We start from the raw sequence: 21,479 nt of genomic DNA on the forward strand, positions 1-21,479 counted from the left end.
TTAAAATGATTTATACAGTCAAATTAAGGAGGATATATGATGAAAGCTATCATTGTAACGTCGTTCGGTGGTCCTGAAATGATGAAATATACAGATGTGGATATGCCGGCTATTTCAGAAGATCAAGTTTTGATTCGCGTTGTTGCTACTAGTGTAAATTTCGCTGATATTAAGTCCCGTTATGGAAAAAAAGGAAATACAGCACTACCTTTTATACCAGGGATAGATGTCGCTGGTATTGTAGAACGTGTCGGTTCTCAAGTTAAAAATATTCATCCTGGTCAGCGAGTCATTGCTTTTCCTCAAAATGGATCTTACGCAGAATATGCTGTCGCAAACGAAAACCTTACTTTCGGTTTACCTGATAAAGTCGATTTTCAAACTGCAGCTGCTTGTCCGATTGTATCTTTTACAAGCTTTAATTTACTCGCAAATGTTGCAAGACTTCAACAAGATGAGTCTGTACTCATTCATGCAGCGGCTGGTGGAATTGGTACTACAGCGATTCAACTTGCAAAACTATTAGGGGCTGGAACTGTTATCGGTACTGTCGGAAATGAATCGAAAAGTAAAATCGCTTTAGACTCTGGAGCTGATTATGTTATTTGTCATCAAAATGAGGATTTTGTAGAGAAGGTCAATGAGCTGACAAATGGTGAAGGGGTCGATGTAATTTTAGATTCTATGTCTGGAACGGTTTCGGAAAGAAGTTTAAAATGTCTTGCTTATTATGGTCGCCTCGTTCATTTCGGAAATGCCAGTGGTGAAATTGGCAACTTCCAAACGAAAGATTTACATGCAAGTTGCCGCTCTATACTTGGTTTTAGCTTTGGTACTACACGGAAAAAACGTCCTGAACTCCTCCAAAGAACTGCAAATGAAGTTTTCCGTTATTTACGTGATGGAAGTTTGCAAATTAAGGCTACGAAATCTTTTCCACTTCAAGATGCAGGGAAAGCACATGAATGGGTCGAAAGTAGAAAAAGTACAGGGAAAGTCATACTAACTGTCCAGTCCTCTTCCTGAAATGAATACTTGAAACCGAGGTGTCATTCATGGGATCACGAATTATGCATGCTATTATCGCTAACAAGATTGCCGAAAAACTATATATCCAAGATAAAACTTCTTTCATACTTGGAGGTGTAGCCCCCGATGCAGTTCATTCAGCAGAAGAAAAAGGAACTTCACACTTTTACGCTGGCACAACGAAAAACTATACGAGAAGGATAGATTTCAATTCTTTTTTTCAAAAATATAAAGCTCATATGGATTCCCCTTTTCTCCTTGGCTATTATACCCATCTCATTGCCGATGACAATTGGCTAAGTGGATTTTTTCTACCTTGGCTAAAAAATAGAATAGAAAATGACGAAACGATCGCACCTATGTACTATAACGATTTTAAATTGTTGAATGCAAAGTTGCTTCATCATTACGATAAAGAACAGCAGCTCTTCTCTCTTCTCAATCAAGAGGCTCACATTATAGATATTGAAGAGGTTTCTAAAGAAAACGTTTTAGCTTTTCGAAAGTATCTTTTTGAAGATATGTTGTATCCTGAGCAACATTTACATGAAAACTTGCAAGTATTTACGTTCGATCAAATCGTTGGTTATATTGAAACAGCTATTGAAAAAGGGACATTTTTTATTAAACAACTCTCTAATGAAAAATCCACTTCAAACATGTAATCCCCCTCAATATATACGAGGGGGATTTTCACATAGCAATATTATTATTTGTTCTTTTCCATAACCGCAAAATAATTGCCTTCACTATCAGCAAAGTTAAATACTTTACCAGAAGGCATTGTTACCATTTCACCAACAGTAACATTTTTATTTTTTAAATCTGTATATAATTGATCAAGATTTTCTGAGAAGAACATTAAGGACGGTGTACCAAGATTTAATTCTGGGCTCATCTTAGAAATAACTTCTTTATTATGTAATATAATGCTCGTTTCTGCACCGCTTTTCGGAGCGATTTCAATCCATCTCATTCCTTGCTTATTATCTTCCTCTGCAACTACATGAAACCCTACCTTTTCTGTCCAAAAATTGGCCGCCTCATCTTGATTGTTTACATATAACATAATTTGTCCGACTTTATGAATCATCGTTTTTCCCCCTAATGGTTTTTATATTCTCTGTAGGTTTCTACAGGTACTATTATTATTCCTTTTTCATTCAATTACAAACAAAAAAGACGTAACTACAAATAGTTACGCCTTCCCCATTATTTATCTAGGCTTTTTCTTCCCAGTAAATGCTGGTTTCTTTTTCTTTGGTGCTTTCGGTTTCGTTTCTACAAACGATCCGTTGAACATTTCTTGCTTCGTAAATACGATGCCTAGTTTTTTTGCAAATTGAAGTAATTTACGTTCTTCTTGTTCTGTTACAAGAGAAACGACAGTTCCTTCTTTACCCATACGTCCTGTACGTCCTGAGCGGTGAATGTATTGGTCTACTGTGTCTGGTAACTCCAAGTGGATTACATGTGTTAAATCATCGATATCAATACCGCGTGCTGCAATATCAGTAGCAAGTAGAATTTCTAATTTCCCGCTGCGGAAAGCACGCATCGTTGCTTCACGCTCTTGCTTACTTGCCTCTGAATGAAGAGCTGCTGCTTTCATTTTACGGAATTGCAATTTCTGAGTAATTTCATCTAAACGGAATGGGTCATTTAAGAAAGCAACTGCTTTTACATCGCCCATATGCATAATTCTTCTTACGTAATCATTTTTTTCGCGTCGCTCACAAATGATATACGTATGCTCAACTAAGCTTTTTGACTCTGCACGTGTTATACGTACTAATTGTGGTTCAACTGCTAAATCACGTGCAGCATCTTCTGCTGCCTTTGTAATTGTCGCCGAGAAGAATACTAATTGACGATCTCGCATTGTAGATTTAATTACATCTTGTACTGCGCCCATCATCTTTTGTTTTACAATTTGATCAAACTCATCAAATACAATCGTTTTCACTTCATGCATTTTTAGCTTTTTCATACGAATTAATTCTAAAATACGTCCTGGTGAACCGACAATTACTCTCGGATGTTTCTTTAATTTTTCAACTTGGCGCTTAATATCTGCACCACCAATTAAAGATGCCCCTGAAATTTCAGTCCCTGCTGTAAACTTTTGAACCTCTTCGTGAATTTGCATGACAAGCTCACGTGTTGGCGCTAAAACAACAACTTGTGGTTGTTTTACTTCAGGATTAATTTTATGTAAAAGGGGTAATAAGTACGCTAATGTTTTTCCTGTTCCAGTTGGAGATTCAGCTATAACGTCTTGTCCTTCTAAAATAGTTGGAATCGCTTGTTTTTGAATTTCAGTTAATTCTTTAAAACCAGCCTTCTCCCAAGCTTGTTGTAAAAATGGTTGCATATCTTTTATCATTTGTTTTTCTCCTTTATCTCTATTTTTGAAGAAAATGTTGTATTGTTCGCACCGTTTCTATCATGTGTGAAATAACAGCTATTAAATCATCAACATGGTCTTCTGTAATCGCTTTTTGAAATAGAACCTCTACCTTATTATGATATGAAATCGCTTGCTTATTATATTCGTATGAAAGTTTTTGCGTAATCATTCTTTCTTTTCCCCATATAGAATGCATGAAAGTTTCTATTTCCTCGCATACTACCTCTGGCTTTTCTATCGGGAATGAAAATGCTAACTTCATTTCGCAACCTGGTGTAAATTGTGGTACTTCTAATATTTCACCAGACAAGTTCTTTGCATCCACAGATAGTGAAAATGTTGCTTCTACTAACGGTTCTAATGGTTCTGTTAGTTGAAATGAAATATGATATATACGACTTAATGAAGCAAGGTCCATCATATCCTTTCGATCTGTTACAAGAATATCTCCATGTAAATCAAAATCATAAACAGCGCCTTCTACGATTACTTTTAAATTATCAAAAGCAGTTGGATCAAACATAATTTCCTCCAAAAAACAGGCGCCTTTCGATGGAAAGGCGCCACTTGATGTATATATAGTTTACAGATAAACGAGATGAATTACAACCTTTTAGAATAAACCTACTGCTTTTCCATCTTCATTTACGTCCATTTGTAGTGCTGCTGGCTGTTTTGGAAGGCCTGGCATTGTTAGCATTGTTCCTGTTAATGCAACGATAAATCCTGCACCAATTGATGGTTTCAGCTCACGAATTGTAACGATAAAGTCTGATGGACGACCTAATTTTGTTGCATCGTCAGAAAGAGAGTATTGTGTTTTCGCCATACAAATTGGTAGGTTACTCCATCCTTCTCCTTCATATTGAGCTAATTGCTTACGTGCTTTCGGAGCAAACTCAATATCTTTTGCGCCGTACACTTTTTGAGCAATTGTACGGATTTTTTCTTCTAATGGTAATTCTAATTCATAAAGTGGTGCGTAGTTGTTCTCACCTTTTTCGATTTCCTTTAACACTTTTTCAGCAAGATCAACTCCGCCTTGGCCACCCTTCTCCCAAACTTCCGTTAAGGATACTGCATAGCCACGCTCATTGCACCACTCTTGTAAGTAAGCAACTTCTGCATCTGTATCTGTAATGAATTTATTAATTGCAATTACGAAAGGCACACCGAAGCTTTGAATTGTTTCAACATGCTTCTGTAAGTTTTCCATACCTTTTGCTAATGCGTCTACATTTTCTTCTTTTAATTGATCTTTTGCTACGCCGCCATGCATTTTAAGCGCACGAATAGTCGCAACAATAACAACTGCTTCTGGTTTAATGCCAGCTGCACGAGCTTTAATATCTAAAAACTTCTCTGCACCTAAATCAGCACCGAATCCAGCTTCTGTAATAACATAATCACCTAATTTTGCTGCCATTGTTGTAGCGATAACACTGTTACAACCGTGAGCGATATTCGCAAATGGTCCGCCGTGAATGATAGCTGGTGTATTTTCTAACGTTTGTACTAAGTTTGGTTTTAATGCGTCTTTTAATAATAATGTTAACGCACCTTCTACACCTAAATCTTTAACCGTTACAGGTTGATTTGCAAAGTTATAAGCAACTACGATGCGAGATAGACGCGCTTTTAAATCTTGAATATCTGTTGCAAGGCAGAATACGGCCATAATTTCAGATGCTACTGTAATATCGAAACCGTCTTCACGTGGTACACCTTGAACTGGTCCACCAAGACCAATTACTACGTTACGTAGGGCACGATCATTTAAGTCAACACAGCGTTTCCAAACGATTTTACGCGTATCAATTCCAAGTGTGTTTCCTTGTTGGATATGATTATCAATAAACGCCGCTAACGCGTTATTGGCAGTTGTGATAGCATGAATATCTCCAGTAAAGTGAAGGTTAATGTCTTCCATAGGTACAACCTGTGAAAAACCACCACCTGCTGCCCCCCCTTTTAGTCCCATCGTTGGTCCAAGAGATGGTTCGCGAAGTGCAATTACTGTTTTCTTACCAATTTTATTAAAAGCTTGACCTAAACCAACTGTTACTGTTGATTTACCTTCTCCAGCTGGAGTTGGGTTAATCGCTGTTACTAAAACAACTTTACCGTCTTTCTCATCCTGTAAGCGCTTAAAAATGTCAAGAGATAACTTACCTTTATAATGCCCGTATGGCTCTAATTCATCTTCTAAAATATTTAATTCAGCTGCAATTTCTTGAATCTTCTTCATACTCGCTTCTTGTGCGATTTCAATGTCGGATTTAACTGTTGTAGTAGTTGTCATATACCCTAGTCCCCCTTTAATTGGTTCTGATGATATTGTATCAGTTTTTTGTATTTTCTGCACTTATTTACCTCCTAAAAATTCTTTCATTTCTTTATACGTTTTTTAACATAAATACCCATAAGAATGTTAACGATTGTTGTAACTCGATAGGTAGTTGACCTAGCATCTTCTCATTTACTCCGCGCTTATATACACCGATGCCATCTACCACTTCAAAACCTTGTTCTTTCGCTAACTGTTCAAATTCCCACGGCATCATCGTATTACAAACAACGTCTTTGCCGTATAAACGAGGATAACTGTTCTCTCGAGGCTTTGCTGTCGGTCCTAAAATTGCAATACATGCATACCCATCGCTTTTTAAAACGCGCTTTATCTCATTTAATGCTCGTAATGGCTCCTCGGTCCATTCTAAAGAGTTAATTGCCATAATTGATTCAAATTGCTCATTTTCAAATGGTAAGGAAGAAAGATCTCCTTTTATAAAAGATAAATTCGGTCCTTCTCCGCGCTCCTTCCCTTTTTGAATCATTACTTCTGATAAATCTACTCCAACTGCTTTATAGCCCGCTCGACTTAATTTATATGTACCGTATCCATCCCCACAACCAACATCAAGCACCTGAGCTTCTTTCTTCACATACTGTTCAAAAAATGGAATAATTGTACTTCTGCTCCCGCTGTCCCACATCTCCTGACTATTCTGAGTCCAAAATTCTGCACTACTATCCCATTTTTTCTCTGCTGATTCATGCCAATTAAATTTCGTCATACATTCCCCTGCCTTCACGTTTTATCACTCATTTCATTCTACATCATTTTCCAAAATTCCTGTTTATCTTCATTAGGAGATGTACAAGCTAATAATGGTATCTTTATTCTCCAATTTTTGCTTTACTTGGGTTTAACTCATACTCATGTTCTTCTCTTTATGTAAGATACTATAGGTACACCCAATTGAAAGAGAGGGATGTACATGCGAAGAAAGAGAAATCATCATTTTAAAAGTGGTGAAAAAAACGAAGAGTATGCAGCTGAAATATCACCAGCTGGCATTCCGATTAGACATAAGCGTAAAGAAATTGCAAATGAAATAGAAGGTACAAATACCGGTGCAATGGTAGGCTATGTCGCTTTATTTCTTTCGCTTTTCTCAATTGCATTTTATCCGGTTACACTCGGCTCTCTTGCGATTTTAGTCGGCTTATTAGCTGTCAATTTCGGAGCAAGAACACTTGGATATACTGCAATTGGTTTTGGAAGTTTTTCTGTTTTATTTACTTTACTCTATCCGCTTGCTTTGTCAGCGTTTTAAAAAAAACACACCAAGTTATACTTGGTGTGTTCATTCGTGATACAACATAATATGACCGCATCCACAGCAATGTTTCGCTGTAATTTCTTGAAACACTGGATAATTCTCTTCATCCCGATGCTCAATAAACACCTTTTCAAATCGATACATATTTTGTGCATATGCCCAATCTTGTTTCGTACGTGCATACAAAGTGGAGGAAAAAAACTCCTCACCACCGCAAACGATACATGTATTCTTCATTACTACCCCTCCTATGCTTGTCTCTTACTTCATCTATATGAACATAAGCATAAGAAAAAGACCTTCTATTACTAGAAAGTCTTCTCTGAAACAAAAAGAAATGTACCAAACATTCCTACTCCGCTATATTCTTTCGTAACATCAGCTTCAGTTTTAAATGTTTGCTTTACAGTCATAAAGAATACACCATTTCGTGCATCTGTACTTTCAAATTTTAATTTTTCTTTTTTACCATCTACATTTTGTGTGCATTCAAAACTACTCTCATCACATTTCAATGCATACTTATCCTCTACATACACTTTAAAATCTGATTCTTTCGGACAAGTAATAAGTAAAATCGCCACGAGAATAATACTTACAATACCCACAATTGTATAATATTTCTTCATTTGTACTCCTTTCAAATGACAAGAAAACTTGACTTCATGCGCCAAGTTTTCTTAGTCCACAACCCATTGCCATTCTTGTTCTTTCTTATCAAAAATGAGCCAACCTGTCTCTGTTGCTTCTTCTTTCAATTCATCGATATTATCTAGTACCTCATCCGTACTTTCATACGAACCAACTACATATACCGGAATTTCAAGACCCCTTCTTGACTCGATTTTCCCTGCTAGATCAATATAAAGACCATCTTCCATTAATGGAATAAGCCCCATGATCAATTCTTTCGAAATTGCTGGGAAAATTTTTGATTTTTGGAACAAAGAAAAACGTTTCTTACCGAAAGCACCGAGTTTATAAGGAATGACTTTACTTAACATTCCTACAAAGTCAGCAATTCTACGATAATACACTTTGTTGTACCATCCGTCATCATGTGAAAAATAAACAAATCTATTTTTCAATAGCGGAAAGAATGTTCTTGCAAGTGGTTCTTTTTTGTGAGCCAAATATAAAAGCTCTGCAATTTCTTTTGGCTCTAGTTCATCTAAATCGCTTGCATCATCAAAATCTACCCAACAAAATTCATCAAATTCATCAATCTCTGCTTGAATTAACTTATGTATATTTTCTTCCTCAACATATTCAAATAAAGTATGATAGTGAAAATCTGTCCATTCAAAGTTGTGCTTCAAAAGCAACACTTGATGAAGCGGTGAAGGGATGTTACTTGCAAACTCTTTAAACGTAATTCCTGATGTAATAAAACAATGACCCCGACGATTACCATTAATATATATCATATTCTTTACTTGGTCAGATCCTCCAGACAAAGCACCTAGCCACCTTCGTTTTATATGTTTCAATTCTATAGCATATTTTAACATGAAAAATTTTAGAAACATAGAAAAAAATTCAAAAACTATTTACAATTTCATGTGTTTTATTACATAGTGATTACAAGAAAAAACACCTGCTCGTGAGCAGGCGTTTTTAAAGGATTTCATCTGGGTTTTGAGGATGATGATTTCCCTCTTTCTTTTCATCTTTTTGGAACATCGATTGAATCTTATCAATTGTTTGTGGAGCTAATTCAATCATTTTTTCTGCTAAATGTGTCGCATTTTGTAGATGCAGAATATTTACTCCGTCTTTATTCACTACAAGAAATGCTACTGGTGTAATAGAAACACCACCCGCGCTACCGCCACCAAATGCAGGGTTACCGTTCGCTCTTTGTCCATCATTCGTTTGGAAATCAGAACCTCCTGCTCCAAACCCGAACGCTACTTTAGAAACCGTTAACACCACACCACCGTCAGCCGTTTGAACAGGCTCCCCAACAATCGTATTCACATCGACCATTTCTTTTAAATTTTCCATTGCCGCTTTCATTAATCCTTGAATTGGATGATCCACCGTTCATAACCTCCTTTGTCATATCTTTCCTAGTTTTTCCGAAAGTTGGTGAACTAAACATAAAATTTTATATTGATTTCAAAAAACTTAAGTTGTAATATTTAGAAAAATAAAAAAAGAGGTCGATTCGTTATGATGCGAAAATTAACAAAGGAAGATCATAAACAAGTATTCGCTTACCTAAAAGAAGAAGCAGCCCTTAACTTATTTATTATTGGAGATATTGAAGCTTTCGGTTATGATACAGATTTTCAAGAACTATGGGGAGTATTTAAAGAGAATGGAACATTACAATCAATTTTACTTCGCTTTCACGATTCATTTATACCATATAGTAAAGAAGAGTTTGTAGTAACTGACTATGAGGCACTTCTTTCCGCATATAAGCCGCTGAAACTCTCTGGTAAGTCAACTATTGTTGAACGATTTGAAACCGTTTCAAGTATACAACTAGGTACTAAAAATGAAATGTATTTTTGTGAATGTCTAGATGCCGACAACTTACCTAGTACGCCTGTTCATGAAACAATTAAACTTGCCTCACTAGATGATATAGAACGAATTATGCAATTACGAAATAACATCACTGAATTCCGAACTGCTCATGAATCAGAAAAAATTTTACGACAATCTATTGAAACAAATACAGGACGTACATATTATATTGAAAAAGACGGCGCAATCATCGCATCCGCCTCAACTTCCGCTGAAAATTCATTATCCGCAATGGTAGTTGGTGTATGTACACACCCGAATTACCGCGGAAATGGATATGCTTCACTCCTATTACAAAAAATGATTCAAGACTTTACGAAAGAAGGCCGAACACTTTGTTTATTTTATAACAATCCAGCTGCTGGACGAATTTATAAACGACTAGGATTTAAAGACATTGGGATGTGGACGATGTATCGATAATAAGGGGTACTCTATAAGCGGAAATAGTTGTAACTTAACAATAAAGCAGATTATACAAAACTTCACACCGTTATTATGAAGAGGAAAAAACTACTTGCGAAGCGATGACTCTAACTAAAAAATGTTATGCATTCAAACTAAATATAAACAGGTAGCCCCAATTGTTGCATCTACTCCAGCAATTGGGGCTACCTGTTTATTCTCAAATTCTTTCCACTACAAATAGAAAAATTTATGAACCATTTATCACACTTATGTCGCTATTATCTTTACGTGCAAATGCCCTTCTTAATATTACTGCTTCTTATTATACTGTGCTTTAAAATCAATATATTCCTGTCTCGCGTCCTGATTATTACCTTGTTGACTATCAAAGTATGTGTGTATTTGTGATATGTGTTCTACTGACTTTCCTTCTTCATTTCTCTTCTTATAATTCACTACAATACTTACTTCCAATATCTGCTCTGAACCCTTTGTAAACTCAATATGCAGTGCGATCGATCCACCACCATATTCATCATATTGTATTTTCAACTTATCATTAATAATATTTTGAAACTCTGATTCAGTTAGTTTATATCCAACAGTACTAGGCTGACCAAACTTTTTTATATCACCTCCTGGCTTCATCTTTAATTTCCCTATCCCTTTTAAACGATCTACAATTAAGTTCACGTATGAAACATCCAGACTTGAATCCGTACTTTGTACCTGTCCATTCTCATAACTAATATTTGTACTATAATTAACTTCTTCTTTATAATTTTTATTATCTACTTCCGAGGTAATTTCTTGTGTTGTATTTCCATATATACTTTTATCTTTCGTATTATATATGCCTTTCGAAGTTTGATAGATTGTTTTACTGTGCTCTCCATCTTCCTTTTGCTCATATGTACTATATATACCTCTTTGTTTCACATACGCGTATCCATCATCACTAGCGGACATAACCTTTTTCATGTCACCTTCATCCAATGCCTTAACAAATGGCTCATACTCTATCTTTTCTTCAAAAAAACTACATGCTTGTAGTAGGCTGATTGTTATTATGATAGTAATCATTTTAGAAACCTTTTTTGTGTTCATTTCATCATCACACTACACTCTCTATATTTTCGATCAGATTATCTTCTAATCACTTTAATCACCTTACATAAGTAAATTTTCTTTTTGTAGTTCAAATACTCTCCTATAAATTATCACTTTTTCACCATCAAAACTTACAATACACACTTTCTTTATGCCTTACGTTTCGATTTACTTTTTTTATTTTTCTTTTGATATCTTGGAGTTTCTCTTTTATGTTGCTCCCATGAAATGTTAAATGACGGACATTTAAACCTGCAATACGCTAATAGCTGAAATTCAGCTGCACCAATAGCCACTGAATACATTAAAATATTCCCTACTGCGCCCCCAAATATAAAATCGTCTAAGGCAAAATCATTATGAAAATAAATCAAAATAAGCAGAATTAGTACGTATATTGTGGCCACCTTCATCATAGTTCCTTTTGTTTTACTAAAAAAGGAAGTGGATCTTTCATCCATACTAAACGCACCTTTACTCGCTTGTTTAAATGTATCGATTGTTGCCATAATATGGACAATCACCGCCCCTAAAAATAATAACCCTGCATATATTAATGTAATCTGGTCAATTGAAGAATTAGCTATTTCAAAAACAATAAAAACAGTGAATCCTATAGTCCCTAATTGAAATGCATATAATAATACGACAAATGTTTGTAACTTTTGAAATTTAAATTGAGCTTTTGGAAATAAATATAGAATGAAAAAAATTACTTGCAGAGCATATAACAACACTTCTAGCTTAACAATTTCAATATCATTGAAAAGAGCTATGCAGTAATCCCAACCAGCTGATAAAACAATAGAAAAAATAGCTATTGAATTATACAATATTCCTCCAAACATAAACACCATTGCACCCTCAGGACTTAAACGATCATTACATGTCATCTTAAACTTATCTAAATCTTCTTCATTTATATCCCACATCCTGACTCTTCACCCTCTATACAGTTTAAATAATTCTCATACACTTCAATTCTATTTCACTCTTATTTACTTTTCGTCTTGGATTTTATATTTCGCTTTCGAAATCTCCCACGCATTCTCTCATTCTCTTCCCACGTTATATTAAATGGCGGACATTTAAATTTATTCTGCCATTTCCCTTTATGCCTTACGTTTCGATTTACTTTTTTTATTTTTCTTTTGATATCTTGGAGTTTCTCTTTTATGTTGCTCCCACGTTTTATTAAATGACGGAAATTTAAATCTGCAATACGCTAATAGCTGAAATTCAGCTGCACCTATGGCTATCGTATACATTAAAAAGGTCCCTACTACATACATACCTAAAGTATCAAATCCATAATCGTTATGAAAATATAGCAAAATAAGAATAGTTACTGCGTATAATGTAGCCCACTTCATCATCTTTCCTTTTGCTTTACTAAAAAAGGAAGCGGATCTTTCATCCATACTAAATGCACCTTCACTTGCCTGTTTAAACGTATCAATTGTTGTCAAAATATGAAAAATTACTGCTCCTAAAAATAATAATCCTGCATACAGTAATGTAATCTGATCAATTGAATTATTAGCCATTTTAGTACCAATCAAAACTACGAGTAATATTATTGCCATTTGAAATGCATTTAATATTACAACAATTGTTTGTAGCTTTTGAAATTTAAATTGAGCTTTTGGAAATAAATATAGAATGAAAAAAATTACTTGCAGAGCATATAACAACACTTCCAACTTAACAATTCCTATATTAAGGAGAACCATACAGTAATCCCAACCACCTGATACAATAATAGAAAAAACGGCTATTGAACTATAAAGTATTCCTCCAAACATAAAACCTGTAGCACCCTCAGGACTTAAACGATCATTACATGTCATCCTAAACTTATCTAAATCTTCCTCTTCTATATTCCACATCTTGGCTCTTCACCTTCTATACGTTTCAATTATTTTTCGAACACTAAAATTCTATTAATATATTATTTATTTTTCGTTTTGGATTTCTTATTTTGTTTTCGAATTCTTCCACACTTTCTCTCATTCTCTTCCCACTTCATATTAAATGACTTGAATTTAAATCTGCAATACACTAAGAGCTGGAATTCTGCCGCTCCAATGGCTACTGCATACATAACAACATTACACATAACATAACCAAACATTGTGTTTAATGAGTAATTATTATTTATATAAATTAAAACAAGAAGAATTAACACATAAATTACAGCACCTTGTATAACATGTCCCTTTGTTTTACTAAAAAACGAATCTGATTTGCTCCCACTACTAAATGCACCTTCGCTTGCTTGTTTAAATGAAGTATAAAATATCGTTCCGAGCATAAATCCCGTCGCACCTTCAGGACTTAAACGCCCTTGACATGTCATTCAAAACTTATCTAAATCTTCTTCTTTTATATTCCACACCTTGACATTTCACCTTCTATACAGTTTAAATAATTTCCATTCACTTCAATTCTATTTCACTCTTATTTACTTTTCGATTTGGATTTTGTATTTCGCTTTCGAATTCTCCCACGCATTCTCTCATTATCTTCCCATGACATATTAAATGACTTGAATTTAAATCTACAGTACACCAATAGTTGAAATTCTGCCGCTCCAATGGCTACTGTATACAGTAAAACAATACCTACCGCATAAAGAACTAAAACATCAATTCCATAATCATTATGAAAATATATCAAAATAAACAGGATTAGCGCATATATTGTAGCCCACTTCATCACATCTCCTTTTCTTTTACTAAAAAATGAGATGGATCTTTCATCCTTACTAAACGCACCTTCACTCGCTTGTTTAAATGTATCAATTGTTGTCACAATATGAACGATAACTGCTCCTATAAATAATAACCCTACACAAATTAAAGTCATTCGATCAATTGAATAATCAGATATTCCAGGAAGAACTAACGCTGTAAATGTTATTGTACCTAATTGAAATGCATATAATAATACAACGAGCGTTTGTAACTTTTGAAATGTATAACGTGCTTTTGGAAATGAATATAGAATTAAAAAGATGAATTGTAAGCTATATAAAACAATTTCAGCTTTAACAATTGTTTTATCAAAATAAGTATGATAATAATCCAATCCCCCCATAAAAATAAAAAACATAAATACTGAAGTATAAACTATCCCTCCAATAAAGAAAACCATAGCACCCTCAGGACTTAAACGATCATTACATGTCATCCTAAACTTATATAAATCTTCTTCTTTTATATCCCACATCCTGGCTCTTCACCTTCTATACAGTTTAAATAATTTTCATTCACTTCAATTCTATTTCCCTCTTATTTACTTTTCGATTTGGATTTTGTATTTCGCTTTCGAATTCTCCCACGCATTCTCTCATTCTCTTCCCATGACATATTAAATGACTTGAATTTAAATCTACAGTACGCCAATAATTGGAATTCTGCCGCTCCGATTGCAACCGCATACATTAAAACAGTTCCTACTCCATACATAACAAAAAAATCAATTGAATAATCATTTTGAAAATACATCAGAAGAAGTAGTATTAATATATATATTATAGCCCCCTTTATCACAGCTCCTTTTGTCTTACTAAAAAACGAGGTGGATCTTTCATCACTACTAAATGCACCTTCACTTGCTTGTTTAAATGTATCTAGCGTTGCTGCAATATGGATAATAACTGCTCCTACAACTAGTAGCCCGGTATACATCCTACCAATTGAATTATCAGCCATTTCAGAAACAATCGAAACTACAAATAATATCGTTCCAAGTTGAAACGCATATAGTAATACGATTAGCGTTTGTAACTTTTGAAATGTAAAACATGCTTTCGGAAATAGATATATAATTAAAAATATAATTTGAATACTAAATAACACAATTTCAGTTTTAACAATTGTGCTATCAAAAAAATTGTTGTAGTAATTCAAATCACCTACAAAAATAATAAACATAAATATTGAAATATAAAATATTGTTCCAAGCATAAAACCCGTAGCACCTTCAGGACTTAAACGTCCTTGACATGTCATTCGAAATTCATCTAAATCTTCTTCTTTTATATTCCACATCCTGACATTTCTCCTTCTATACAGTTTAAATAATTTTCGTGCACTAAAATTCTATTACATTCTTAATATTTTTAAGTACATAGATCTTTGTACAACTAAATTCAGATAATCTTTTAGGTATATCATTACCATATTAATTACCATAATCATCTAACCAGAATGCCTTTTGATGGTTCAAGTAGTATTCTTTTTCCTCAAAAGTTCCAAATATTCTTCTTTCAATTAAGTATAACCGTCTTCTTGTCACCTTCATCCAATGCCTTTATTAGACTCTCATACTCTATTTTGATTTACCAAAACTATACGCGCTCAGTAAAACATAACTGTTATCACAATAACTATTTTTTACTACCCCTTTACTTATATCCTCACAACATTTATCGTTCTCAAAATTCAATCAAAATATATTATTTTTAATTTATATACTCTTTTTCATAATTTACATATTCTTTTTTGGCACTTTGATTATTATCTTCTCTGGTATGATAATATGTTGAAATTTCTTGATTGCGTTTTATAAGCTTATCTTCTTTTCTTTCTTCATAATTTACCGCTATTGTTATTTGTATTATTCTCATTTGATTTTCTTTTGTATCATTAGGCGTATTAAATTCGATCATCAATATTGCAGAATTAAATTTATCATATTTTAAATTTAACTTGTCATTTATGATGTTTTTAAACTGTAATTCAGTTAAATCATAGCTTATTATGCTCGGTTCACTAAATCTTTTTTTATCTTCACTCGGTTTCAATTTACTAAGTTCATTTAATCCTCTAAACATTATTTTTACATATGAAACATCTATGCCTTGATTCTGGGCTATTGAACGAGATTTTTCATTTTTCAAATTTGTACTATAGACAGTTTCTTTTTTGTAATTTTGATTACTACCAACGTTTTTATCATTTTTTATATCAGTAGCAATCTTTTGAGTTGTTTTCCCATATAAGTCGTTTTCTTTCACATTATATATTCCATGGGTTGTTTGATATATTATCCTGCTATGTTCACCATCTTCTTTTTCTTCATAAGTACTGTCGCTAGTCTCTTCTTTCACATATGCATATCCATCATCACTCGCAGACATTACCGTCTTCATATCACCTTCATCCAATGCCTTTACTAATCTCTCATACTCTATATTCGTCTCTCCAAAACCACATCCACTTAATAAACTTGCTACTATTGACAGAACTATCATCATCTTAGCTTTCTTCTTTAACTTCATACTGACACCCCGTTGATTTCTCTAGGCATTTTTAGGTCCATTACATTCCCGTTTTGATAGTAATATAGTTTACCTTTACTTACCGGTATTTATTTACTCATACAGATTATATTGAAGATACTTTAATTTTTAATAGCATCGATTTATATACAATTCTTAATTGCTTATATATTCTATTCGAATTTTCAGAAACTAAAGCTTATTTTATTTCTTTCGCTTGCTTTTTTCCCTCTCTTCATAAAGCTTTACTCTTTTCTGACGTTCTCTTTCATGTTCCTCCCACGAAATATAAAATGAAGGAAATTTAAATCTACAATAGGCTAATATTTGGAACTCTGCTGCACCTATGGCTACCGCGTACATGATTAGAGTTCCTCCCGCATACAATCCTAAAATATTTTGTGTATAATCATTATGCACATAAATTAAAATGAGCAGAGTTAACACATAAATTAGAGCACACTTAATTGCAGTCCTCTTTGTTTTACTAAAAAATGAAGAGGATTCTTCTCCCGTATTAAATGCCCCTTTACTTGCCTGTCTAAAAGTATCAATAGTCGCTAAAATATGTAAAATGACTGCACCTAAAAATAATAACCCGACATACATTAATGTAACTTGATCAATTGAATAATTTGACGCTCCTGGAATTATCAACATTGTAAATGTTATAGTGCCTAGCTGAAACGCATATAATAGTACCACGAGTGTTTGTAGTTTCTGAAATTTAAATGGCATCTTAGGAAACAAATAAATAATTAAAAAAATTACTTGAAGACTATAAAGCACTAACTCAAGGCTAACAATTATTTTATCAAAGAGAGTCGGGTAATAACTCCAACCAAACTTTATTAACCCTCCAATAAGAAAAAACATTATTAAAGAAATAAAAAACATCGTTCCAAACATAAATCCTGTAGCCCAATCGGGACTTAATCGATTCTTGCAAGTACTTTTAAATTCATTTAAATCTTCTTCTTTTATATTCCACATATAATTACACCATCTTTTCTAAAATCATGTAATAACTCTATATTTGTAAACAAACTAGGAGTGAATAAATGTTTTGGCATTTCATATTAAACTAGCCTTTTTTACTTTTTCTAATAAACATAAAATATAACAATAACATCGATATTAACCCTGTCCCACCGCCCAACACCCCTCCATATTCTTCTAGATATATGCAAAGAAATATACTACCAATAAAAAATATTATTCCGAAGATAACAATCCACTTCCCCAGAAACTCTGCTATTTTATATAGAATTAAAAAAATAAACATAATCCCGACAATAATAGGTGCTATTACACTTTCAAATAAACCTTTTTCTTTTTTTACAGCTTTATAATCTTTATTCAAGATATTACATTCCTCCCTTTACTAGTTAATTTATGAATAATGTATTCATTCTATCTTCAATGTAAGTTTTCGAGTATCATTTATAACTTTCATTTCAGTTTTTGTTTCGCTTTTGTTCTTTCTCTCTTATTCTTTTTCTATTTGCTATAAATTCTTGGCGTTCCTTTTCATGTTGTTCCCACGTAATATTAAATGATGGAAATTTAAAGCGACAATACACCAATAGGACGAATTCTGCTGATACTACAGCAAATGTATATAATATTATTGTTTGTGTCACATAAATTGCCATTTCATCAAATGTATAATTAAGGTTTAAGAAAATTAATATAAGCAAAACTACTACACAACTTATCATCCCAATTAATAAATATAATTTCATGTCAGTAAAAAACGAGACAGCCGGTCCTTCTAATTTATATCCTCCATGCTTTGCTTTTCTAAAAACATCGATCGTTGCTACAATGTGCGTACAGATTGCACCTAATAGTATTAAACCAACATAAACCAATGTTTTATGGTCACTTGGAAAATCATATATTCCTTCAACAACCATAACTATGAAAGGTAATGTCGCTAACTGAAAAGAATAAAATAATGTCACAACTGTTTGTAGTTTCTGTAATTTAAAAGCAATCTTTTTAGACATGAATAATATTAAAAAAACGAACTCCAAAACATACAACTTAACCTCAGTTTGTACAACTATCTTTTCAAAAGGATTTAGAGAAATCTTGTCACCGTTCAACAAAAAAGCTAAAAACATAATAAGCATGGGTATAGAAGTATATGCAAAAACTCCCCCATAAAAGATTCTTATATAATCCGGACTTAATCGATTTCTATTTTCAATTTCAAAAAGACCCATATCTTCTTCTTTTATATCCCACATCCTGACTCTTCACCCTCTATACAGTTTAAATAATTCTCATACACTTAAATTCTATTTCACTCTTATTTATTTTTCGTTTTGAATTTTGTATTTCGCTTTCAAATTCTCCCACGCATTCTCTCATTCTCTTCCCATGTCATATTAAATGACTTGAATTTGAATCTACAGTACACTAAGAGCTGAAATTCTGCTGCTCCGATGGCTACTGCATGCATTACAATTGTCCCTACTCCATACAAAATTAACGTATCAAAGTCATAATCATTATGGAAATAAATGATTATTAGAAGGACTAAGTTATATACCATGCTACCTTTTATCATTCTTTCTTTTGTTTCACTAAAAAATGATTGAGACCTCTCATCCATACTAAACGCACCTTCACTTGCTTGCTTAAACGTATCAATTGTTGTCACAATATGAACGATAACGGCTCCTATAAATAATAACCCTACACAAATTAAAGTCATTCGATCAATTGAATAGTCAGTCATTCCAGGAAGAACTAACGCTGTAAATGTTATTGTACCTAATTGAAATGCATATAATATTACAACAAGCGTTTGTAACTTTTGAAATTTAAAACGAGCTTTCGGAAATAGATATAGTATTAAAAAAATTATTTGTAAACTATATAAAACTAATTCAATACTAACAATTATTTTGTCGAAAAAAGTTGAATAGTAATCCCAACCATCTGTAACTAGTGCTACGAAAATAAAAAACATCAATAATGAAACAAAAATGATTGTTCCCATCATAAATCCCGTCGCACCTTCAGGACTTAAACGATTTTTACATGTCATCCTAAATTCATCTAAATCTTCTTCTTTTATTTTCCACATTCAGCTTTTTCACCTTCTATATAGTTGAAATAATTTTCATTCACTAAAATCTCATTACATTCATAATTTTTTATGTACATTCATCTTTGTGTAACTAAATTTAGATAATCTTTTATGTATAATTACCGTACATAATCAGAATGCTTTTGATAGTTCAAATAGCCTTCTTTCTCCTCAAAAGCTCTAAATATTCTTCTCTCTTTCACTTAAGCATATCCCTCATCACTTGCAGGCATAATCGTATTCATCTCCCCTTCATACAATACCTTTTCTAATTCCTCATACTCTATTTTCATTTCCCCGAAACTGCACTCACTTAGTAAAAACGTTACTGTCATCACAATTGTATCGAGATAATAAAGCTCTTTAATTTTATCTTCAGAAAGGTGATAACCTCCCATCAATAATATGTTAGGAGGTTATTAAAGTTATTTAAAATTTGTTTTTTATTTTAATGGATTCGATTTTTGCAAATAATAATGTTGTTTAATTCGAGAAGCGAATATTAAAAACATACTGCTTAATAACTCGTGATTAAGTCTTCACCCTCATATCTAGGGTCCTTCTCAACTTTACCATCTTTTGTTTTGATGACTTTTAGTCTACCTAACCACTCTGCTCCGTTGTATGTCTCTTCACTTACCCATACATTATGCTTTTTACCGTCTACCTCAACTACTAATGTAGGGTGTGTAAACATGAATTCCTTCTCTACATGCCTACCTACAATTTCTGCATTTAATGATGTTCCTTCTTCAACTAGTTTACTATTCTGATACCCCTCAATAATAGGTAATCCAATAAATACAAAGAATATCAGTCCAAATACGATTACTTTCTTCTTTGTACTCCATTTATTCTTTTCTTTCAATTCTTTCTGCCTTGCTTCTCTTTCCTCTCGTTCATCCAAACTCTCATTTAAAGCGTCTTCCCATTCCTTGATTTCTGCTTCGATTTCTGCTTCGACTCTTGCTAGTTTTTCTAGCTGTTCATCGGTTGCTACCATCTCATATGAGTTATCTCCAACCACACGAATTTCAGCACCATTTTTTTTTACTTCTTGCAAGTCTTTTTCTGTACAATCAAACTCTCGAATGATTTCCCCTTGTTTGTTAACGAGCCTAACGTAAATGTTTTTTTTCTCCTTCTTCTTAAACATCTGAACTACCCCTTTACTTGTTTCCGATCATAGATAACCCGATTGCAATTAAGATAAAGAAAATGATAATAAGAAAAGTCTTTCCTTTGCTTACTTGTGTTTTAGAACCTTCCAAGACAGCCCATATAAGAATTGGGAAAAGGAGAATACCTAGGAGAATGTCAACTAACTTGTTACTACTCTCCTTTAGTGGTTTTTCTTCTACTATCGGTTTTTTCTTAACAGATTCTTTTCTTATTTGTTTCGGTTTCTTTTTCTTACGTCTATGATTCACCCAACATACTCCTTTTAGAATAACTTTTTCCTAACTATAAAAATACCGAAATATCCCCATTTTCCATTTTATAAACCTGTCCAGGTATTACAAAATCTGCGGCTTTAATGGCGCCATACAAAGGATCATATTCATTTATAAGACTGCCGCAATTTTTCATATTGGTCCCGTATCCGTACTTAACCACATCCACTTAATAAACTTGATACTATTGACAGAACTATCATCATCTTAGCTTTTTTCTTTAACTTCATACTGACACCTCGTTGGTTCCTCTAGGCATTTTTACTTTTCTTAAAAAATACCAAATATGCAAATAATGATGAGATTAAGAGGAATACACCCGCCCCTATCCCCTCATATATTTTAAAATAAACAGCAGCAATTATCACAAATATTGACATTATTATGATTAGAATCATTGTATATTTCATTATAAATTCTAATGCTTTATAGATAGATACTATTGTCCTTTCAAAATAAGAACAGAGCGAACTGCAGAACGTAACTACTACCCATTCAGATTGATCCAACTGAA

The 21,479-nt window shown here is 33.3% G+C and carries 28 protein-coding genes and 3 pseudogenes; 4 read left to right on the top strand and 27 right to left on the bottom strand.

All coding sequences use genetic code 11. The features are described 5' to 3' along the window. Window positions 1-39 precede the first annotated feature (39 nt). On the top strand, window positions 40-1,026 hold the full coding sequence (locus tag KVT31_RS05820) for a quinone oxidoreductase family protein (protein ID WP_088096229.1): 987 nt from the start codon (window positions 40-42) through the stop codon (window positions 1,024-1,026). Window positions 1,027-1,055: 29 nt separating this feature from the next. Beyond that, window positions 1,056-1,694 (top strand): zinc dependent phospholipase C family protein, encoded by a 639-nt coding sequence (locus tag KVT31_RS05825; protein ID WP_088096228.1) that lies wholly within the window; start codon window positions 1,056-1,058, stop codon window positions 1,692-1,694. Between the two features lie 44 nt (window positions 1,695-1,738). Here the strand turns inward: KVT31_RS05825 and KVT31_RS05830 are convergent, their stop codons facing one another. The 5 genes from KVT31_RS05830 to KVT31_RS05850 form a co-directional block, all read right to left on the bottom strand. Further along, the gene (locus KVT31_RS05830) at window positions 1,739-2,122 is read right to left on the bottom strand and encodes a VOC family protein (RefSeq protein ID WP_088096227.1); all 384 of its coding nucleotides are present in this window, start codon (window positions 2,120-2,122) and stop codon (window positions 1,739-1,741) included. A gap of 123 nt (window positions 2,123-2,245) precedes the next feature. Beyond that, entirely contained in the window at window positions 2,246-3,415 is a 1,170-nt protein-coding gene (locus tag KVT31_RS05835; RefSeq protein ID WP_088096226.1) for a DEAD/DEAH box helicase, read from the bottom strand. Between the two features lie 19 nt (window positions 3,416-3,434). Next, a complete protein-coding gene (locus KVT31_RS05840; RefSeq protein WP_140392442.1) occupies window positions 3,435-3,962 on the bottom strand; it encodes a hypothetical protein in 528 nt (175 codons plus the stop codon). Between the two features lie 90 nt (window positions 3,963-4,052). After that, on the bottom strand, window positions 4,053-5,741 hold the full coding sequence (locus KVT31_RS05845; RefSeq protein WP_046953671.1) for a formate--tetrahydrofolate ligase: 1,689 nt from the start codon (window positions 5,739-5,741) through the stop codon (window positions 4,053-4,055). 94 nt (window positions 5,742-5,835) lie between these two features. Then, on the bottom strand, window positions 5,836-6,516 hold the full coding sequence (locus tag KVT31_RS05850) for a class I SAM-dependent methyltransferase (protein ID WP_048561705.1): 681 nt from the start codon (window positions 6,514-6,516) through the stop codon (window positions 5,836-5,838). 204 nt (window positions 6,517-6,720) lie between these two features. On the opposite strand from KVT31_RS05850, the gene KVT31_RS05855 reads away from it, so the two are divergent. Continuing rightward, on the top strand, window positions 6,721-7,059 hold the full coding sequence (locus KVT31_RS05855; RefSeq protein WP_001253201.1) for a hypothetical protein: 339 nt from the start codon (window positions 6,721-6,723) through the stop codon (window positions 7,057-7,059). Window positions 7,060-7,089: 30 nt separating this feature from the next. On the opposite strand, the gene KVT31_RS05860 is transcribed toward KVT31_RS05855, so the two are convergent. From KVT31_RS05860 to ytfJ, 4 genes are all read right to left on the bottom strand, one after another. After that, a complete protein-coding gene (locus KVT31_RS05860; RefSeq protein ID WP_000798748.1) occupies window positions 7,090-7,302 on the bottom strand; it encodes a hypothetical protein in 213 nt (70 codons plus the stop codon). 71 nt (window positions 7,303-7,373) lie between these two features. Then, complete coding sequence (locus tag KVT31_RS05865; RefSeq protein ID WP_061678611.1) at window positions 7,374-7,694, bottom strand: hypothetical protein; 321 nt, start codon at window positions 7,692-7,694, stop codon at window positions 7,374-7,376. Window positions 7,695-7,745: 51 nt separating this feature from the next. Further along, window positions 7,746-8,522, bottom strand: coding sequence for a hypothetical protein (locus KVT31_RS05870; protein WP_061678612.1), 777 nt, complete (start codon window positions 8,520-8,522; stop codon window positions 7,746-7,748). Between the two features lie 160 nt (window positions 8,523-8,682). Then, window positions 8,683-9,108, bottom strand: a complete 426-nt coding sequence (ytfJ, locus tag KVT31_RS05875; RefSeq protein WP_000349987.1) for a GerW family sporulation protein — start codon at window positions 9,106-9,108, stop codon at window positions 8,683-8,685. A 132-nt stretch (window positions 9,109-9,240) separates the two neighbouring features. On the opposite strand from ytfJ, the gene KVT31_RS05880 reads away from it, so the two are divergent. Next, a complete protein-coding gene (locus tag KVT31_RS05880) occupies window positions 9,241-10,026 on the top strand; it encodes a GNAT family N-acetyltransferase (RefSeq protein ID WP_088096204.1) in 786 nt (261 codons plus the stop codon). Window positions 10,027-10,320: 294 nt separating this feature from the next. On the opposite strand, the gene KVT31_RS05885 is transcribed toward KVT31_RS05880, so the two are convergent. The 18 genes and pseudogenes from KVT31_RS05885 to KVT31_RS30185 all read right to left on the bottom strand — a co-directional run bounded on the left by KVT31_RS05885 (window position 10,321) and on the right by KVT31_RS30185 (window position 21,474). Beyond that, window positions 10,321-11,094, bottom strand: coding sequence for a DUF3952 domain-containing protein (locus tag KVT31_RS05885; protein ID WP_140392441.1), 774 nt, complete (start codon window positions 11,092-11,094; stop codon window positions 10,321-10,323). 176 nt (window positions 11,095-11,270) lie between these two features. Continuing rightward, window positions 11,271-12,053, bottom strand: a complete 783-nt coding sequence (locus tag KVT31_RS05890) for a hypothetical protein (RefSeq protein ID WP_088096202.1) — start codon at window positions 12,051-12,053, stop codon at window positions 11,271-11,273. 180 nt (window positions 12,054-12,233) lie between these two features. Beyond that, a complete protein-coding gene (locus tag KVT31_RS05895) occupies window positions 12,234-13,010 on the bottom strand; it encodes a hypothetical protein (protein ID WP_088096201.1) in 777 nt (258 codons plus the stop codon). A gap of 62 nt (window positions 13,011-13,072) precedes the next feature. Then, the gene (locus tag KVT31_RS05900) at window positions 13,073-13,480 is read right to left on the bottom strand and encodes a hypothetical protein (protein ID WP_088096200.1); all 408 of its coding nucleotides are present in this window, start codon (window positions 13,478-13,480) and stop codon (window positions 13,073-13,075) included. A gap of 101 nt (window positions 13,481-13,581) precedes the next feature. Next, entirely contained in the window at window positions 13,582-14,352 is a 771-nt protein-coding gene (locus KVT31_RS05905) for a hypothetical protein (RefSeq protein ID WP_088096199.1), read from the bottom strand. Between the two features lie 62 nt (window positions 14,353-14,414). Further along, on the bottom strand, window positions 14,415-15,176 hold the full coding sequence (locus KVT31_RS05910; RefSeq protein WP_088096198.1) for a hypothetical protein: 762 nt from the start codon (window positions 15,174-15,176) through the stop codon (window positions 14,415-14,417). A 218-nt stretch (window positions 15,177-15,394) separates the two neighbouring features. Beyond that, complete coding sequence (locus KVT31_RS30685; RefSeq protein ID WP_117616460.1) at window positions 15,395-15,466, bottom strand: DUF3952 domain-containing protein; 72 nt, start codon at window positions 15,464-15,466, stop codon at window positions 15,395-15,397. A 123-nt stretch (window positions 15,467-15,589) separates the two neighbouring features. After that, window positions 15,590-16,408, bottom strand: coding sequence for a DUF3952 domain-containing protein (locus tag KVT31_RS05920; protein ID WP_088096196.1), 819 nt, complete (start codon window positions 16,406-16,408; stop codon window positions 15,590-15,592). 204 nt (window positions 16,409-16,612) lie between these two features. Continuing rightward, window positions 16,613-17,401 (bottom strand): hypothetical protein, encoded by a 789-nt coding sequence (locus KVT31_RS05925; RefSeq protein ID WP_088096195.1) that lies wholly within the window; start codon window positions 17,399-17,401, stop codon window positions 16,613-16,615. A 91-nt stretch (window positions 17,402-17,492) separates the two neighbouring features. Then, window positions 17,493-17,771, bottom strand: coding sequence for a hypothetical protein (locus KVT31_RS05930; RefSeq protein WP_088096194.1), 279 nt, complete (start codon window positions 17,769-17,771; stop codon window positions 17,493-17,495). A gap of 94 nt (window positions 17,772-17,865) precedes the next feature. After that, window positions 17,866-18,663 (bottom strand): hypothetical protein, encoded by a 798-nt coding sequence (locus KVT31_RS05935; RefSeq protein WP_088096193.1) that lies wholly within the window; start codon window positions 18,661-18,663, stop codon window positions 17,866-17,868. Between the two features lie 98 nt (window positions 18,664-18,761). Further along, window positions 18,762-19,508, bottom strand: coding sequence for a hypothetical protein (locus KVT31_RS05940; RefSeq protein ID WP_088096192.1), 747 nt, complete (start codon window positions 19,506-19,508; stop codon window positions 18,762-18,764). 209 nt (window positions 19,509-19,717) lie between these two features. Beyond that, window positions 19,718-19,846 (bottom strand): annotated as a pseudogene (locus KVT31_RS05945) (DUF3952 domain-containing protein); the annotation flags it as partial. A 182-nt stretch (window positions 19,847-20,028) separates the two neighbouring features. Then, entirely contained in the window at window positions 20,029-20,667 is a 639-nt protein-coding gene (locus tag KVT31_RS05950) for a hypothetical protein (RefSeq protein ID WP_088096191.1), read from the bottom strand. Between the two features lie 13 nt (window positions 20,668-20,680). After that, window positions 20,681-20,941 (bottom strand): hypothetical protein, encoded by a 261-nt coding sequence (locus KVT31_RS05955; RefSeq protein WP_088096190.1) that lies wholly within the window; start codon window positions 20,939-20,941, stop codon window positions 20,681-20,683. A 37-nt stretch (window positions 20,942-20,978) separates the two neighbouring features. Then, window positions 20,979-21,131 (bottom strand): annotated as a pseudogene (locus KVT31_RS05960) (lipase); the annotation flags it as partial. Continuing rightward, window positions 21,124-21,195 (bottom strand): annotated as a pseudogene (locus KVT31_RS30975) (DUF3952 domain-containing protein); the annotation flags it as partial. The pseudogenes KVT31_RS05960 and KVT31_RS30975, both read right to left, overlap by 8 nt. Before the next feature lie 21 nt (window positions 21,196-21,216). Then, complete coding sequence (locus tag KVT31_RS30185; protein ID WP_088096189.1) at window positions 21,217-21,474, bottom strand: hypothetical protein; 258 nt, start codon at window positions 21,472-21,474, stop codon at window positions 21,217-21,219. Window positions 21,475-21,479 lie beyond the last annotated feature (5 nt).

Source organism: Bacillus sp. GbtcB14, assembly GCF_019091205.1.
Lineage (GTDB): Bacteria > Bacillota > Bacilli > Bacillales > Bacillaceae_G > Bacillus_A > Bacillus_A cereus_AG.